At 35.5% G+C, this 18,127-nt stretch carries 15 protein-coding genes and 1 tRNA gene; 5 read left to right on the top strand and 11 right to left on the bottom strand.

The annotated features are described in order from the left end of the window. Positions 1-60: 60 nt before the first annotated feature. Complete coding sequence (pdhA, locus tag NBW37_RS01230; RefSeq protein WP_250296607.1) at positions 61-1,041, top strand: pyruvate dehydrogenase (acetyl-transferring) E1 component subunit alpha; 981 nt, start codon at positions 61-63, stop codon at positions 1,039-1,041. Between the two features lie 704 nt (positions 1,042-1,745). Then, positions 1,746-2,572, top strand: a protein-coding gene (locus tag NBW37_RS01225) for an IS5 family transposase (RefSeq protein WP_250295841.1) whose coding sequence is annotated in 2 segments (ribosomal slippage) — positions 1,746-2,133 and positions 2,133-2,572 — 828 coding nt in all. Because the reading frame shifts where the segments join, the coding sequence is not laid out codon by codon here. 471 nt (positions 2,573-3,043) lie between these two features. Here the strand turns inward: NBW37_RS01225 and NBW37_RS01220 are convergent. From NBW37_RS01220 to NBW37_RS01175, 10 genes are all read right to left on the bottom strand, one after another. Further along, positions 3,044-4,294 (bottom strand): cbb3-type cytochrome c oxidase subunit I, encoded by a 1,251-nt coding sequence (locus tag NBW37_RS01220; RefSeq protein ID WP_250296606.1) that lies wholly within the window; start codon positions 4,292-4,294, stop codon positions 3,044-3,046. Between the two features lie 34 nt (positions 4,295-4,328). After that, on the bottom strand, positions 4,329-5,087 hold the full coding sequence (locus tag NBW37_RS01215) for a Na+/H+ antiporter NhaC family protein (protein ID WP_250296605.1): 759 nt from the start codon (positions 5,085-5,087) through the stop codon (positions 4,329-4,331). A 143-nt stretch (positions 5,088-5,230) separates the two neighbouring features. Beyond that, complete coding sequence (gene ltrA / locus NBW37_RS01210) at positions 5,231-6,544, bottom strand: group II intron reverse transcriptase/maturase (RefSeq protein ID WP_250295826.1); 1,314 nt, start codon at positions 6,542-6,544, stop codon at positions 5,231-5,233. Then, the gene (locus NBW37_RS01205) at positions 6,529-6,681 is read right to left on the bottom strand and encodes a hypothetical protein (RefSeq protein WP_250295827.1); all 153 of its coding nucleotides are present in this window, start codon (positions 6,679-6,681) and stop codon (positions 6,529-6,531) included. Before NBW37_RS01205 ends, ltrA begins: the two co-directional genes overlap by 16 nt. A gap of 336 nt (positions 6,682-7,017) precedes the next feature. After that, complete coding sequence (locus NBW37_RS01200; protein ID WP_250296604.1) at positions 7,018-7,542, bottom strand: Na+/H+ antiporter NhaC family protein; 525 nt, start codon at positions 7,540-7,542, stop codon at positions 7,018-7,020. 283 nt (positions 7,543-7,825) lie between these two features. Continuing rightward, positions 7,826-10,285, bottom strand: coding sequence for an endopeptidase La (gene lon / locus NBW37_RS01195; protein WP_250296603.1), 2,460 nt, complete (start codon positions 10,283-10,285; stop codon positions 7,826-7,828). 15 nt (positions 10,286-10,300) lie between these two features. After that, positions 10,301-11,581, bottom strand: a complete 1,281-nt coding sequence (gene clpX, locus NBW37_RS01190; protein ID WP_370273112.1) for an ATP-dependent Clp protease ATP-binding subunit ClpX — start codon at positions 11,579-11,581, stop codon at positions 10,301-10,303. Continuing rightward, positions 11,578-12,204 (bottom strand): ATP-dependent Clp endopeptidase proteolytic subunit ClpP, encoded by a 627-nt coding sequence (gene clpP, locus NBW37_RS01185; RefSeq protein ID WP_006280254.1) that lies wholly within the window; start codon positions 12,202-12,204, stop codon positions 11,578-11,580. The genes clpX and clpP overlap by 4 nt, the downstream gene beginning before the upstream one ends. A gap of 11 nt (positions 12,205-12,215) precedes the next feature. Continuing rightward, complete coding sequence (gene tig, locus NBW37_RS01180) at positions 12,216-13,550, bottom strand: trigger factor (protein WP_250296601.1); 1,335 nt, start codon at positions 13,548-13,550, stop codon at positions 12,216-12,218. A 158-nt stretch (positions 13,551-13,708) separates the two neighbouring features. Further along, a tRNA-Leu gene (locus NBW37_RS01175) sits at positions 13,709-13,790 on the bottom strand. 140 nt (positions 13,791-13,930) lie between these two features. Here NBW37_RS01175 and NBW37_RS01170 point away from each other — a divergent pair. The 3 genes from NBW37_RS01170 to NBW37_RS01160 all read left to right on the top strand — a co-directional run bounded on the left by NBW37_RS01170 (position 13,931) and on the right by NBW37_RS01160 (position 16,838). Further along, positions 13,931-14,533 (top strand): BON domain-containing protein, encoded by a 603-nt coding sequence (locus tag NBW37_RS01170; RefSeq protein WP_250296600.1) that lies wholly within the window; start codon positions 13,931-13,933, stop codon positions 14,531-14,533. Between the two features lie 52 nt (positions 14,534-14,585). After that, positions 14,586-15,515: a glutathione synthase gene (gene gshB / locus NBW37_RS01165; RefSeq protein ID WP_250296599.1), complete on the top strand. Its 930-nt coding sequence runs from the start codon at positions 14,586-14,588 to the stop codon at positions 15,513-15,515. A gap of 225 nt (positions 15,516-15,740) precedes the next feature. Next, entirely contained in the window at positions 15,741-16,838 is a 1,098-nt protein-coding gene (locus NBW37_RS01160) for a Fic family protein (RefSeq protein WP_250296598.1), read from the top strand. A gap of 305 nt (positions 16,839-17,143) precedes the next feature. Here the strand turns inward: NBW37_RS01160 and NBW37_RS01155 are convergent, their stop codons facing one another. Then, complete coding sequence (locus NBW37_RS01155; RefSeq protein WP_250296597.1) at positions 17,144-18,001, bottom strand: hypothetical protein; 858 nt, start codon at positions 17,999-18,001, stop codon at positions 17,144-17,146. Between the last annotated feature and the right edge of the window lie 126 nt (positions 18,002-18,127).

The following is an 18,127-nucleotide window of genomic DNA, read 5'->3' as shown; positions in this document are numbered from 1 at the left end:
TTTATTACAAAATGTTAAAAATTTCTGATATTATTTTAGTTTAATGAAAAAGAAACTAATATGAAAGCAGAAAATTTCACTAAAGAACAGATAATTGGATTCTACAGGAAAATGCTACTCATACGCAGATTTGAGGAAAAAGCAGGACAATTATATGGGACGGGATTAATAGGCGGGTTTTGTCACCTATCAATAGGGCAAGAAGCAGTTGCAGTTGGAACTCACGCTGCATCAAAATTAGGTGACTCTTTTATTACAAGCTACAGAGACCATGGTTTAATGCTCGCATGTGATTCTGATCCGAATGTTGTAATGGCAGAGCTCACCGGTAAAGAAACGGGATGCTCGAAAGGTAAAGGTGGTTCGATGCACGTATTTGACGTTGAAAAAAAATTCTTCGGCGGACATGGAATAGTAGGAGCGCAAGTTCCAATTGGGACAGGAATAGCATTTGCTAATAAATATAAGAAAAAAGATAATGTGGTATTCACATATTTCGGTGACGGTGCTACAAATCAAGGACAAACATATGAATCATTTAATATGGCAGCTTTATGGAAGTTACCTGTAGTTTATATTATAGAGAATAACGGATATGCAATGGGTACTTCTGTAGAAAGATCCACTTTGGTAACTGAGCTATATAAAAAAGGAGAAAGTTTTGGTATTTCTGGAAAACAAGTTGATGGAATGGATTTTTTCTCTGTTTATGCGGCTACAAGCGAAGCAGCGGAACACACACGCAGCGGAAAAGGGCCTATCCTGCTTGAAATGAAGACATATCGATATCGCGGTCACTCAATGTCAGACCCTGCTACTTATCGCTTAAAAGAAGAAGTTGAAGATATGAAGCAAAATCATGATCCTATAAGCACTTTAAAGAAATACATGGTAGATAATAAAATTGCTTCAGAAGAAGAATGTAAAGTAATTGATAAGGAAATACGTGATTCAGTGAAAAAATCAGAGGATTTTGCCAAGAGTAGTAAAGAACCAAGCATTGATGAGCTGTATACTGATGTTTATAAATTTGTTAGCTAATTTTTTTATCCAGAACTGTACGAACATTGTATAGTAAACGATGTCATCTAAGTAGCTCCTTCTTCCGCCATCTAAGTAACCTTCTTTTTTTGTCATCCCAGTGCGTGACACTGGGATCCAGCTGAGTTGGTAAGTATAAAAGTATGGCTAACGCTGACTAAGTTTTCCTACGTCATACCGCCGCGGTATCTCTAGATCCCGCTAACAAGCAGCGGGATGACGAGGCTTACCTTATCGGATTGTTTCAACACGTCATACCGCGATTCATTCGCGGTATCTCAGCCGCTAACAAGAGATCCCGCTAACAAGCAGCGGGATGACGAGTTACTATACCGCTGCGAACCGTCATACCGCCGCAGACCGTCATACCGCGATTCATTCGCGGTATCTCCCAGCCGCTAACAAGAGATCCCGCTGCGGGATGACGAGTTACTATACCGCCGCAGACCGTCATACCGCGATTCATTCGCGGTATCTCAGCCGCTAACAAGAGATCCCGCTAACAAGCAGCGGGATGACGAGTTACTATACCGCTGCGAACCGTCATACCGCCGCAGACCGTCATACCGCGATTCATTCGCGGTATCTCATCCGCTAACACGTAGCGGGATGACGATTGTCGGTAAACCTAAGTTACTTTAGCCATAAACATTAGACTTCTTTCAAAATTGAGGGAGAGAGAGTAAGATCAAGTATTTGGAAGCATGAAATATAAGGAAATAGAAAAGTTAGAAGGAGAAAAGTTTCGACGTTTAACGGGGGTAAAAAAATCAACATTTAAGAGAATGGTAGAAATTCTAGATGAGGAGGATAAAAGGAAAAAAGCTAGAAGTGGAAGAAAAAGCAAACTTTGTATAGAAGATAGATTACTTATGGCACTGGAATATATGAGAGAATATCGTACATATTTTCATATAGGACAAAGTTATGGCATGAGTGAAAGCAACTGTTTTAAAATAATAAGGTGGGTAGAAGACACATTAATAAAACATCCAGATTTTGCATTACCAGGAAAAAAAGATCTATTAAATAGTAATGTAGAATACGAAGTTTTGGTAATAGATGGAACTGAAACAGCAGTAGAAAGGCCAAAAAAAAGCAAAAGCGCTTTTACTCTGGAAAGAAAAAAAGGCATACTATAAAAACACAAATAGTAACAGAGAAGAAGAGTAAAAAGGTCGTATGTACATCTTTCTCCAATGGTAGAAAACATGATTTTCGGATGTTTAGAGAATCAAAGATAGCAATATTACCGCAAACTAAGATCCTAGCTGATTCTGGTTACAGAGGAATGCAAAAGATACATAAAAATGTTGAATTACCACATAGAAGATCAAAAAAGAATCCTTTATCAAAGGAGAAAAAAGCAGAAAATAGATCTCTCTCTATACGAAGAGTGGTAGTTGAAAACGTAATCGGCTTATTGAAAAGGTTTAAAATCATTTCTGACAGATATAGAAATCGACGAAAACGTTTTGGCTTAAGATTTAATTTGATTGCCTCTATTCACAATAGAGAGCTCCTTTCATGAATTTTGAAAGAAGTCTATTAAGAAATTTACCAAACGAAAAAAAAGGCAAAAGAAGCCCTAGTCATTGTTTATTTTCAGTATCGGCGTTCTTTAAGTCTTAAACACTGCAATTTAGCTGCTTTTAAACGGCAACTAACCTTAGCTTTAATATTTAAGAAATTTACCAGGCAGAAAAAAAAGGCATAGAAAACCCGTGGTAGCTAGTTATTACACTCTCTATTTTAAAATTTGACGTTGGGTGATGTCTTGAACGCTTTATAAGCGCGTTTCAGCTTATGTAGGTAAAAACCTAGAAATTTTATAAAGACATACGGTGCACATAGTGCAAAAAATTAAACAATAGTACGCCAAATACAAGTTTTCTTGTCATTTTAATCTGCTGCAGAGATTGCGAAGTTAAATAAAATAGCTTCAGTGTTTATGATAAGAGGACCGGCGAAGGGTGTCAAGTAAGTTTTTCGTTTCTATGGGTCAGTTGGTACGCGCTTTGCCTTTTAACAAATGTGAAAGCACAATTATTACAAACAACATTCCACCAATAACTGATATAGCTCCGCCCGTAATAAAGCAGATACGTGCTAACATTGATGAAATACTTGGCAGATCTGCAACTTTTCTTAAGGCACCATATCCGCCAAGCCAAACAAGGCCAGTAATATGGAGAAAATGCCCTATACTGTAGGCATAAATCTGTAATTTTACGATAGAGTTTTTTACCTCTTTAAAGTTTAATTTGGGTAACAGCCAATAAATGAAATTCATAAAAGCTATAGTAATGCCAACCACAGAACCGTGATAATGCGCAGGAATAGTGACGTTTCCTTCAATAGCTAGCACTCCAAGCATGCCTCCATAAATAAACAATACAAATGAATGGAGCAGATAATTGCCCTTATTGCTGAGCAGGGTTTTTATGTTGCGATACACTAGTATTATTAGGAAACACGGCAAAGCTGCTCCAGCAATTCTCATGTGCCAAGTAAAAAACTGTATCAACTCAGCACTGTCAACTGAATAGAAAAAGTACACAAATGGCGCGCCTACAGCCAAAACTGTATTTATAAATAGCGGTAAAATAGTAATCTTATTGTTTGAAGCTAAACTAACATCACTGATTATTAAATAGACTAAAAACATTCCTTGAGCAAAAGCAAATTGCAGCAAATGTCCGCCTCCCCAGAAGAGATATTCGTAAAATAAATTCTTATCCGAGTGATATATATCTGCCGGCATATTATTGTATGCTAAAACAAAGCAAAGAAATGACGATACGAGTATAATAACCAGCCCAATTTGCCCTACAGAGAGAAATGAAACCTCTTTTTTTGACATATATGCAAGAACTGCATTTATTAATATGCTGGCAATAAATAAACTGAGTCCAAGTAAAAATAATTTGTTTTGTAACACGGGAATATAATTACTTTTGATAACTTCAGTGTTTGGAACGAATGCGGATATAAACATGAGCAGCATCGAAAGGGTTGATAGAACCCATGAAAAGTTAAACCAACTATTGGTATTTTGTAGGTTTATGATAAGAAGTAGAGATATTATAGAGCACATCCACACCAAAATTGACAAGTTCACGTGTATTACCAGCGCATTATCAAAGATATATTGTGCAGAAGGAACAAGAGAGGAGATAAAAGGCAATCGTAGAAAAATAACAATTATTGACAGCAATCCAGAGCAAGCAAGAGCACATACTGCCAAGAACATCCATTTTCTACAGAGCGGAGCGTTGTCTTGTATATTAAGCACAATCTTTTTTCTCAATTTTGTTCAATACAATATATAACACTGCAATAATACCTAAAACATAGCAATAGTATACGTGTGGCACGACTGCCAAAGGTGAAACTCCAGCAATAGTGCTAGCCAAAAGCAATTGAGCGCCATACGGTATTAATCCTTGAAATACACAAGAAAATATGCCTAGCCATGCTGCACTATAGTGAGGCGGTATTTCATATTTCTTAGCAATATCTCTAGCAATTTCACCACTAAAAATTATAGCGATGGTGTTATTTGCAAGTAAAATATCAAATATGCTGACTATTTTTGCAATAAATAATTGTGCAGTTTTTTGTCCACCACGTTGTATCATAACCCAAGATGAAAGTTTATCTGCAAACTCCTTAGAATTTTTACCTACCAGTCCTGAAAGCCCGCCAACCATCAATGACAGTAGCATAATCTCATGCATACTCATAAACCCTTTGGTGATGTTTTGGCTTAAAAACAATAAACCATAATTGTTGTTATTTATAAATCCAATGATTCCAGCAAAAGTTATGCTTAAAACCAATGCCGTAAATACATTGATTCCAAAGTTTGCAAGCAATATAAGTATGATGTAAGGAGTCACAAGCAATAAAGAATACTCCTTAACTGAAATAGCAGCACTACTGCTTGAGCTATAAAATAATATAATTATTGTGACTATAGAAGCAATTAGTGCCACTTTTGCATTCAGTTTTAATTTTTTCTTTATATCAGCCTTTTGAGACATCACAGATGCAATTGTAGTATCAGAGATAATAGGTCTGGTAGAGACTCATGACCTTGAAAACCAGCGATTTGGTCTCTTAATCATAGTCCCCCCAAAAGAACCGTGCTTGCGGATTTCCCGCACACGGCTCCACAATACAGCGTTCACACTAGTGCTCCTGTGTACAAAGAAGCATATATCTTTGGCTTTGGTAGTGGATTTACTTTTAAATAGTATGTAAACTGTTCCCAATCCATACTTTTCTTGTGACTACGTCGGTTTATCCACTTAAATGCTAGCTTTGTTACCGGTCGATAGAATTGAATCAAACACCGATAATTTCCGCTAACCCCGAAGTAGCTATAGTGTCCTGTTAGTTTGGCTTTAAGTTTCTGCCACCAATCTTTGAGACAGATACGACTTCGTACCATCTTCAACCACTCTTTGATTTCTTTAATCTTTCTGGCTAGGCTTATTTTTGAAGTTTTCTGCTTCATCATAAGTTTACCATTACGACTTTTTCCACAATAATGTGTAAATCCTAGAAAGTTGAAGCTAGCCGTCCTACGTTTCTCTCTTTCTGCTTGATACCATTCTTTCTTACCAAACTTTACTATTTTTGTTTTATTTTCAGCTATTTCCAACCCAAATTTACTTAGTCTTTGTTTTAGTAATTCTAGAAATTCTTTTGCGTCTTCTTCCATCTCGCAGCCAACTACAAAATCGTCGCAAAACCTTATTAGCTGTATATATCCTCTGGCTTTTGGCTTAAATTTCTTTTCAAACCATAAGTCCAGCACATAGTGTAAGTATATATTAGCTAATACAGGGCTTACTATACCACCTTGTGGTGTGCCTTGATCGGTTGCTTTATAACATCCAACTTCAACTATTCCTGCCTTTAGAAATCGTTTTATTAACCACAATAAATTTGGGTCAGCTATTCGTTCCCTTAGGCAATTCATTAGCCATTTATGTTGAACATTATCAAAGAACTTCTTGATATCCACTTCTACAATATAGTTAATTGGTTTGTGCATAACTGCTTTATCTAGAGCGTTTATCGCCTGATGACAATTTCTTCCTGGTCGAAATCCATACGAATTGTCCATAAAGTTTGCTTCATAAATATTTTCTAATATCTTCTTTAGCATTATCTGTACCAACTTATCTTCAGTTGACGGTATTCCGAGTCCGCGCTTCTCTTTGCTCCCAGCTTTGGGTATGTATACCTTTTTCACTGGTTGCGGTTGATATTGCTTTCTCTTCATACTATCCACTAGTGTTTTAAGTTTCTCTTCTAGATTTTCTCCATAAGCTTCCACTGTCACACGATCTATACCACAAGCCTTGTTGCGTTTTAGTTCCTTGTAACACTCTGCAAGATTCTCTTCATTAATCAAATGAACTAGCGATGTAAATTTTACTCGCTTATCTTGCTTAGCCCTTTCTGCTATCTGGTTTAGTTTTCCTTGCATATTCCTCCAATCTCTGTTGTATTGATATAGCAATCCCTATACCAGTTACTATATTGCTGACCGCTTCCCCTTGTATGTGGCTTTCCCACACTCTGAGTACTATCAGTCAGTCCGACTTCCTTTGTATCATTCTCCATTCCTCGCCTTTATTGGCTTGTTCTAGAGTACCCTTACAGGAATACAAAGGATCTCCCAAGTTCACGTAAGGTCCATCTCAACACATGACGCGGCCTTCGATCCCGATGGGGTGAGTAATATCTTGCCTTAGCGTTATTACCCATGCTGTCTTCCACCAAAAATAAGGTGTCAACCCCCATGACGCGGGAATTACGGGACTCAATACCTTCACTTTCATTGCACCCTATATTGTCCATTCCATTAGCTTTACCACGCTCGTTACCTTACGCAATATAATGGTCTGTTCCAGGCTGCTGGCTAAGCTTTACCCGTGTTGGATTTTCACCAACTGTTCCTTACACGCTTCTTGGCGCACATAAATTGTCGCCAAACATTGCTCCTCCTACAACGGTTGCAACTCCTAAGGAAGGAGAAATCCCAGCTTGTGTCAGTTCAACTGCAATAGGAGCAATTGTTGCAATGGTACCCATTGAGGTACCAATAGCAGTGGAGATGAAAGCTGCTACAAAAAATAATCCTATGAGTAAAAATTGTGTTGGTATAAATGAAAGAGCAAAATTAACTGTGGCATCAGCATTACCGATTGCTTTAGTTACTTCACTGAATGCACCTGCAAGTAAAAAAATGATGCACATAGTGATAATATTACGATCTCTTACCCCATCTAGAAAGGCACACATTTTTTCTTCAGTATTGCCCTTGTATAAAACCCAACCCAGAGCTATGGCAGGAACAATGGCTACCAGTGGAGATAACTGATAAAAAGCATTTGACACGCCAAGAATAGTAAAATATATACCACTTCCTACAAAAAGAAATAGGAACAGTAAAATAGGCAAAAAATTTGTAAGATAAAACATACCTCAGCTCTGATAAACGCAAATCAACTATGATATAATTTATATTATTATAAACCACAGTTAGCACCTTGACCAACGTTTTTCTAGAAAGCAATCTACCAGAAAAGGTTTTCATGAAAAGGATTATTATAATATATCATCCATTTGAATTAAACTGGGAGATAGAATAAGTAAAAAATATGAATGACATAACAACAAAGCAGGTCATATCCTTATGGGATGCACAAGTTGGTGGGTTTTTGCCGGATAAAAGAGAAATGGAGATTAATAATATTTTTTTAATCTAATGCTTCAATGTTTCCGACATAGGAAAAGTATCATCTTTATTTTCTATAGAGGAAGGTATACTATTTTGATTATTATCACCATCAATTGGAGTAGCAGGGTGCATTAAAGCAACTTTCATAACTTCATCAATATTCTTAGCAAAAACTACGTTGATTCCCTCTTTGATGCTTGCCGGAATCTCTTGCATATCTTTCTCATTTTCACTTGGTATAATTACAGTTTTGATTGATCCTCTGAGCGCTGCAAGCAATTTTTCTCTCAAGCCCCCAATAGCTAAAACTCTACCACGCAATGTCACTTCGCCTGTCATAGCAACATTTTTGTTAACTGGTATATTTGTCATAAGAGAAACAATAGACGTACATACCGCGCCGCCAGCAGAAGGGCCATCTTTTGGTACCGCACCCTCAGGTACATGTAAATGTATATCATTATTTTGGAATTTTTCGGGCTTTATACCAAAAAACAAACAATTTGATCGAATATAACTATACGCAGCTTTTATAGATTCTTGCATAACCTCTCCAAGCTTTCCTGTGTATTTTATTTCTCCCTTGCCCGGAATTAGGACTGATTCTATCATCAAAATATCACCACCTGTTTCAGTATAGGCGAGCCCAGTTACTATTCCTACTAAACTCTCATTTTCCGCAATGCCAAAGGTATATTTACGTACCCCTAAATAATCTTGTAAATTGTCAACCCCTACGGATATTTTCTTATTTTTATCAGTCAATATTTCTTTAACTGCCTTTCTCATGAGCTTTGCAAGCTCCCTTTCCATACTCCGCACACCACTTTCACGTGTATATAAACGTATCAACTCGTATAACGCCTCATTAGTTATGTCCCATTCCTTCTGATACAAACCATGCTCCTTCTTTAACTTCGGAATAAGGTGGTGTGTAGCAATACTGATTTTTTCATCTTCAGTATACCCGGACAATTGTATAATTTCCATCCTATCACGCAAAGGATGTGGTAAATTTAAGCTGTTTGCTGTAGCTACAAACATTACACTTGAAAGATCAAATTCAACTTCCAAGTAATGATCCGTAAAGTGTTTATTGTGCTCAGTATCTAAAACCTCAAGTAATGCAGATGCAGGATCGCCACGCGAATCAGAACCCACCTTATCTATTTCATCAAGCAGAAAAAGCGGGTTGCATGAATTAGCTTTTTTCATGTGTTGAATGATTTTACCAGGCATTGAGCCAATATAAGTTTTCCTATGCCCTCGTATCTCAGACTCATCACGCACACCACCAAGAGCTATGCGAACAAAATCTCTTCCTACTGCTCTTGCCATAGACTTAGCTAAAGAAGTTTTACCAACACCTGGCGGTCCAACTAAGCAAAGTATAGGACCTTTTATCTCTTTTACTCTTTTTAATACCGCTAAAAATTCTATTATTCTATCTTTTACTTTCTCTATGCCATAATGATTTTTATCTAAGATTTTTTTAGCTGCATTTAAGTTAATTTTTGCATCTTTGTACTTTCCCCACGGCAAATCAAGTAACCAATGCAAGTAACTAGATATAACTGTAGCCTCAGGAGAAATGGGATTCATTTTCTTGTATCTCTTCAAATCAGTTATAGCTTTCTCTCTTGCTTCCTGAGAAAGCTTTGTTTCATTTATCTTTTTTTCAAATTCATTGAGTATATTCCCTTCATCACCATTCTCAAATTCACCTAATTCTTTCTGTATAGCTTTCAATTGCTCGTTAAGGTAGTAAACTTTCTGAGTGCTTTCAACTTGCGATTTAATTGTCTTATATAAACGGTTTTGTGCGTTCAAAATACTCATTTCTCTCTCAATAAAAGCAAAAGCTTTTTTTAAACGCTCTTCTGGGTCATAAGCCTCAAGTATACTTTGTTTATCTGATACTTTTATATTTAAATGTGAAGCTACCGTGTCTACAAGTTGATCAACTTCTTTGATTTGATCAATGGAGTTAATGGCAACCTCGGGCTGATTTTTCTTGTTTAGCTTACACCAGCTATCGAACGCGTCTACAACAGACCGCCTTAAAGCCTCTAAATCAATATTACCTTCATCTTCTTCATATTCATAATGACTGTCTAACTCTACCCTGGCTTGTAATAAAGTATGAGAGCTAATATATTCTACAACCCTTCCCCTTCTTATCCCCCGGATTATAACTTTTACTGCATTGTCAGGTAATTTTATTAACGGTTGTACAATGCTTGCTAACACACCTACTTCATAAAGATCTTCAGGCTCTGGATTATCAACAGAGCCATCTTTCTGTGCTACAAGAAAAATCTCATTTTGGTGATTACTACTACTTATTGCATACTCTAGTGCATTAACAGATTTTTCTCTGCCTATGAATAAAGGCACCATTATATTTGGAAAAATTATTACATCTCTTAAAGGTAATACTGACAATGCAGCAAAACCAGAGCTCACAGTACGTTCAATGTTCACAATATATGCCTCAAATTAATCATTAACCGTTATAACATTGCCATTATTATTATGATTAACCGTTGCTTTTCCTAACTCTACCATTTTCTTAGTGATTACTATAGTGCTACCTTCAAAGCCTCCATTTCCGGCTGTATACATAATGTCAAGCAAAAGTGACTCTAAAATAGCACGTAACATTCTTGCGCCTGTTTTATAGCTTATAGCCTTTTTAGCAATAGCTGATATTGCTTCATCTGAAAACTCAAGGTTTACTTTGCTAAACGCAAGCAATGCTTTGTACTGTTTTATTAGTGCATTCCTTGGCTCTGTCAACACATGTATTAAATCTTCATGATCTAGCTCATCTAAAACAGCAGTTATTGGAACCCGCCCTACAAATTCGGGTATTAAACCGAATTTGATTAAATCTTCAGGTTGAACATCATGTAAAGCATTCTTTTTCTTTTGCTCTTTAGACTGACTTATATCTGCTCCAAAGCCAACTGACGTTCCCTTTTTTCTCGCTTCAATAATTTTATCGAGGCCTTCAAAAGCTCCTCCACAAATAAACAGTATGTTACTAGTATCCACTTGTATAAACTCTTGTTGTGGGTGTTTTCGCCCTCCTTGTGGCGGAACATAAGCAACTGTACCCTCCATAATCTTAAGCAGAGCTTGCTGGACCCCTTCACCTGAAACGTCACGGGTTATTGAAGTGCTTTCAGATTTTCTTGTGATCTTGTCTATTTCATCTATAAACACTATACCACGCTGTGCTTTTGCAACGTCATAATTTGCAGCTTGTAATAAACGCGACAACACGCTTTCTACATCATCACCCACATAACCTGCCTCAGTTAAAGTTGTTGCATCAGCCATAGCAAATGGCACATCTGAAACTTTAGCAAGTGTTTTGGCCAGCAAAGTCTTACCAGAACCAGTTGGACCAATAAGCATTATATTTGACTTCTCGATTTCAATATCACTTATAGCATGAAATTGTACCATAGATTGACAATGGTTATACATAGCTACAGATAAAACGTGTTGCGCATGTTCTTGACCTACAACATGCTTGCTGAGAAAATTTTTTATATCCTCAGGTTTCTTTAGTAATAGCTTCATATCAGATATACAATCTGAATTAAAAGATCTATCTTTCTTTTGACTTATTGCTTTATGGGATAATTCTATGCACTCATTACAAATAAACACCTTTAAACCATCCGAAGAGTTAGTAATCAATTTATCTACTTCATCTTGCGCCTTGTTGCAAAAAGAACAGTAGTGTAAATCATTATTGTTATCCATCACCCCACCTTTTGTTTAACTTTAATATTTTCAATTTCAATATCTGTACGCTCAGCTATCACCCTGTCAATTAAGCCAATTTTCCTTGCTTCTTCAGGATCCATGAATTTATCTCTTTCCATCATTCCTTCAATTTTCTTCAGTGAATTTCCAGTATGTTTTTCATAAATTTGATTTAGTTTTTTCTTAACCCGCAAAATTTCATTAGCATGTATTTCTATATCAGTTGCTTGACCATGATAACCACCAGATGGCTGATGTATCATAATTCTTGAATGAGGTAGAGAGTAGCGCTTACCTTTTGTACCAGCTGCAAGCAATAAAGAACCCATAGACGCAGCTTGACCTATACATAAAGTTGAAACGTCTGGGTTTATATATTGCATTGTATCGTAGATCGACAAACCAGCAGTTACAACACCACCTGGTGAGTTGATGTACATACAAATGTCTTTATCGGGATTTTCCGATTCTAAAAATAAAAGCTGTGCTACTATTACGCTGGCCATGTTGTCTTCAATAGGACCTGTTACGAAAATTATTCTTTCTTTCACTAGTCTTGAATATATGTCATAAGCACGCTCACCGCGACTAGTTTGTTCAACTACAATTGGTATAAGAGTCATACCTTTTCCTATTAAATATTATCAAATAATTCCTTTAATTCTTTCACAGAAGCAATCTGCTCTTCTTTACTAACTTTTTCTATTATATAATCTGTCACTTTATACTCAAGCGCTTGCCCTCTAACTAATTCTTGAAATTGTTTACTTGATTCAAAATGCTTAAGTACTCTGTCAAACGGTACATCCTTACTGACATATTGATTTACAATAACATTCAAAACATCATTTTGAGTTAATGATATTTTATGTTCTGCACTAAATTTCATAAATAACATAGCAAGCTTTACACGTTTTTCAGCTTCTTTACGAGAATCATTTTGAGCACCCAATTCTCCTTCCACTCTTTGTTGCTCCTGTTTTACTATGTCTGTGGGTAAATCAAAACTATAATTAGCATCCAAATAATCAAATAGCTCCTTTTTAATTAAGAGATTTCTCATTTCGGTACACTGATCACCAATCATTTTTTTTGCATGATTTATTAGCAAAGAATAATCTTTAAAACCAACACTCTTAGCTATTTCTTCATCACTTTCAAAGTCTTTAGCAACCTGAATCTCATTAATTCGCACAGAAAAATCAGCTTCTTGTCCTGCAAGGGAAATGGCTTGATAATTTTCAGGAAATTTCAACTTAAAGTCCTTTGTTTCTCCCTTCTTCATACCAGTTAATTGATCTTCAAAACCATTAATAAATGTGCCAGATCCTAAATTAACGGCAAAATTTTTGCTACTCCCACCCCGAAAGAGCTTATTTCTAATCCGCCCTTCAAAATCAATTACCAATTTATCCCCATCTTTCGCTTGATAAGAAACATCATCAACAGAGGCAAAATTGGGGAACTTTGTTTTGATAGAATCAATAAATTCTTTTATATCTTCCTCTTCAATTTTTGCTTCAATCTTCTTTAAGTTTATTTTGTCAAGATCTATCATCGGTGCTTCAGGCATCGACTCAAAAGATAGCTTGTATACAAAATTGCCCTCTCCATTTTCTTTTCCCAGATCTGGTAATGATATAACATCAACCTTAGGATAAATGTGAGACTTGACTTCAATTTTTTTCATCAAATCACTTGAGCAATGATCAATTGTATTATTTATCACATATTCCAAAGCTTCGTTTTTATAATTTGCAATAACAAGGTCATAGGGCATCTTTCCAGCCCTAAATCCAGGTGATTTTGCATTTTCTGCTATCTCTTGCAACCTGGAATTTACCTTTTGCTTTATATAATCACTACCAACTGTGATTTCATACTCATGCTTTAGTTTATCTATACTAAGCTCTTTGTAGGTATATACACTACTTACTTCGACTGTATTTTGAGGTATATTATTAGACATCATAATTTATTTGTTAACATTTTAATTCATATCTTAATAGAGTCATTTTACCAGAATTTAAGTTAAACACAATCCTTAAGAACAGGTTTTTATACAAACAAAAGTGTATTTAGTGATTATAAATTTTCCCTTAAAACCTAAGTTACATGACCTTAAAGTGCGGATAGAGGGACTTGAACCCCCACGAGCAAGCTCACCAGGACCTAAACCTGGCACGTCTACCAATTTCGCCATATCCGCAAGAAATTTTCAGTACCCTATTATAGGTATTCCATTAAAAATATTCAAGGTTTAAAGTCTTACTTAATTTATGGTATTTACACAATCAAAAAAGCTTATTAACATTTCTTAATGAAAACTCTAAATCCTGAAAATCAATAATGAGATTAATAACAAGCTTCTTACTTGCAATTTTTTTGATTACACAAAGTGGTTGCACAACCCTTATAATAGGTGGTGTGGTGGCTACAGCGACAGCAACAGCAACAGCAATAACAATGCAGGACAAATCCTTGGGAAATATCATTGATGATACGACTATGGTCATCAGAATTAATAAGGGGCTCTTAAAACATGGACTATTTTCATCCATAAAGGTTAAAGTAAGTGAAGGAAGAGTATTGCTCATTGGAAGTGTTGACACTCCTGAAAAACAACTTACAGCAGAAAAAATAGCTTGGCAGCAAAAAGAAATTAAAGAAGTGATAAATGAAATAAGAGTAATACCAATTCAAATGGCTTCCATGCTAGACACTACTGTAGATGGTATGATAACAGCGGAAATAAGAACAAGACTTCTAGGAAAAAGAAATATTAAGTCAATTAATTATAGTGTTAATACGGTTGATAAAGTTGTTTATTTGATGGGTATAGCCCAAAATAAAGCGGAATTAAAAGCTGTAATATCAATTGCAAGAAAAGTAAAGGGAGTAAAACAAGTTGTGAGTTATGTACGATATAGGTACAGTAAGTTACGCCATTAGGCAAAAATCGCTTTCAAATTATAACATTGTATAGTATGGGTAGAGAACATAAATGAAAATTGCCTTTCAAATGGATGAGAGCATAAACTTTGAGGTTGATACTACATTTGCGCTAATAAAAGAAGCACAAAGGAGGGAGCATGAAATTTTCGTTTATACTCCTGATAATTTAGCACTAAAGCTAAACCATCCCATTGCTTTAGCCCAGAAAGTTGCTGTTGATAATTGTGGATTCATTTCTAAAGAAGATATGGCAATCAACTTGAATGAAATGAACATCATATTTATCAGACAGGATCCACCTTTTGATATGCGTTATATTACAACAACATATATCTTAGAAAAAACCAGTGCATTGGTAATTAACAATCCAACAGAAATAAGAAATTGTCCTGAAAAATTGATAATTTCATTATTTCCAGAGCTAATTCCGCCGACTTTGATCACTGAAAATGTATCAATGATTAAAGATTTTTATCATAATTATAAAGATATTATTCTAAAGCCATTGTATAGTTATGGAGGAAACGATGTGATAAGAATACAAGACGAGAATAGTATTCAAGTAGTAGTGGATCTCATGATAGCAAAATACGAATGTCCTGTGATTGCACAATCATTTTGTAACAATATAGATAAAGATAAAAGGATATTGCTACTTTATGGTCAACCAATTGGAATAATGAAACGAGTTCCAAAAATCAGTGGAGAGATCAGAACAAACATGCGACTTGGAGCAAGTTTTGAGCCCGCTCAAATGAACGATAGAGACAATGAAATATGTAACAAAATTGGTCCTGAATTAAAGAAAAGGGGGCTAATATTTGTTGGTATTGATATTATAGATGACTTCCTGCTCGAAATTAACACAACTTCACCCACGGGAATAGTTTATATCAATAAATTATATAATATATCGCTAGAAAAAGATCTTTGGGATGTGTTTGAAGAAAAAGCAAGCAGCCATCAACTAAACCTATGAACAATCAATTGACCTTACCCAGAAAAAGTGTCAGGGGTTAGCAGTGTACTAGGTAATGACAACAAGGAGGAAATACTAGGAGAATATATGAGTAATTTATCCTATGTTGAACTGGAGAATCAAAACAAAGTGGTAAGGTAAATTATATTTCATTAAAGTCATTTATCTTGAAACATAAGCAGGATTTTGTATAATTGTTTCAATTTGGGTCTGTATATTGAAACAATGCGTGAAAGTGGATATTACCATTATATAGATAAGTTAGCACACTTTGTCCCTTATTCATTACCACCAAAAGATCCTCCTTTTATTTTTAGTGAAAATATTGCTGTTCTTTACGGTGAAACAATGATAAAGCTTGGTCAGTTGAATGAAATGGCTGAGCGTTTACCAAATGCAGAAAGGTTTATTAAGGCATATATTGTAAAAGAAGCACTACTTTCTTCCGCAATTGAAGGTGTACACACAACTTTACTTGATGTTTTTACTCAAAGAGTATCATCAACAAAACCTAACAAGCAAACCCAATTAGTTATGAATTATACAAGATCACTTGAGATGGCGCTCAGTACAGCAAAACATTCAACAATAGCACAAACCATCTTAACTGCTCACAAAGAATTAATGCAGCATGATGAAGGTGGCGGTGAATATCGTGCAGATTCTGTACGTGTTGGTGATCTCATTGCAGCCCCTGCACCTGAAGTAATCAATCTAATGAACGACTTAGAAAGCTATGTTAACACTGATAACAAATTGCCTCCACTTATAAAGGTAGGGCTAGTGCATGCACAATTTGAAATTATTCACCCATTTATAGATGGTAATGGAAGAATAGGAAGACTTTTAATTGTAATACTACTAATTCATTACAACTTATTATCAACTCCAATACTTTATCCATCCTACTATTTTAAAAAGAACCACTTTGATTATTACAGATATTTAGACAGAATAAGAACTCATGGTGACTTTGAGGAGTGGATTGAGTATTACTTAAATGCTATAAAAGATAGTAGCTTTGATGCTTATTGTAGAGCTAAGAGCATTGAAAAGTTGGAAAGGGATTTAGTAAACATAATTCAAGTAAATCAATGCTTCTTCAAGATCCGTGATACAGCATTGCAAGCATTGAATATACTTTTTCAACTTCCAGTTATAAATGTTAGAGAGTTAAGTAAAAGGTTAAATAAAGCCTATAATACAATAAATAATCTAATTCTACAATTTGTTGAAGCCAAAATATTAGTGGAAGACAGTAACAACAAAAAGCGTAATAAATTTTATAGGTTTGAGGCTTATCTAGAACTTCTTGAACAATAAGCTCTCCTTTAATATACAGTTGTACGAACATTGTATCATTTATTCAATCAAAAAGACAACATCTCCTTTTCTTGTTCCTGTCATCCAAGTAGCTCGGTCAACTACAAATGAGTACACCAGCAATAAACGCTGGATCCAAGTAGTCTGGGCACTGGGATGACACCCTTCACGGGCTCTTAAATTACCTTAGCCATAAATATTAAGAAATTTACCAAGCGAAAAAAAAGGCAAAGAAACCCCGTGTAGATAGTTGTTCACTCTCTATCCTTGCAGCACGCTCTTTTGATTCATTTTCGGCATCGCTATTAGTTCCCAGGTCCATGTGCATTTCCATGTTCATTACTATGGGCAGAAGGTTCCACACTTTCCAGATGGCTGTTTACTTCTAGTGGCTTATCCAAGTTATGCTCTATTTTTATTTTAAAAAATCCAAATTTTTCGCACAATTTCTGAAAGCATTCTCTTATGATGTCAAACAAGTTTTTATCATCTATATTATAATCCTTCAGTCTCTTAGGAGCAGTAAGTGACAATTTACCATCTTTATATATTACACCCTCTTTCCCATCTTGAGATTCAATTGTGAATTCTAATGAGAACGACACATCACTTATTTTTTCTGTGGAAAGATTCACAGGTATTCTGGAAGTTTTACACTCAACTTTTACAGAATTTGGGTTTCTGCAATCGATGTACACTTTTCTATCAACATTACTACCATTAACATTCATAAATAATTCATGTTTACTCAAGAGTTCAGCCATAAATGTTGCATATATAAATTCATATCCTGATTGGTTACAATTAGTGATTAGTTCCTCTAAGATATGATCACTTGGGACTTGAGCTCCAGCGTATTTGAACATCTCCTTAAAAACTTGTTTTACAAATGGGCGGTAGTCTTTATTTTCACCTTCACTTTTTGGCAGTAAACTGTCATGTTCTTTGTATAGCTCGGCAATCAAATCTCTACTTATACTTTTGCCGTTAATAACAAAATCCATTCTATTAATGTCTTTGAATGCCAGGAGGCCACAGCTAATTTCATGCAATCCTTCCTCAGTTTTTGCTTTAGCTCTTAATTTGCTATAATCAAACTTTTCTGCTTGAGCTTTTAGTGTAACTATTGGATTTTCCTTTTCTTCTGGTATAAAGCTATTCATTGTTAATACCCTGTATATGAATTACTAATAGTATAATAGTACATGGAAATGATTAATAAGTCAATAAAAATATTTTACATAAACGCAAGTTCTATGATAGCAAATAGTTTGACTATAAGGTGACAG

Source organism: Wolbachia endosymbiont of Oedothorax gibbosus (genome assembly GCF_936270145.1).
Lineage (GTDB): Bacteria > Pseudomonadota > Alphaproteobacteria > Rickettsiales > Anaplasmataceae > Wolbachia.
Note: the sequence above shows the minus strand (reverse complement) of the source record. Positions and strands in the feature narration are given on the sequence as shown.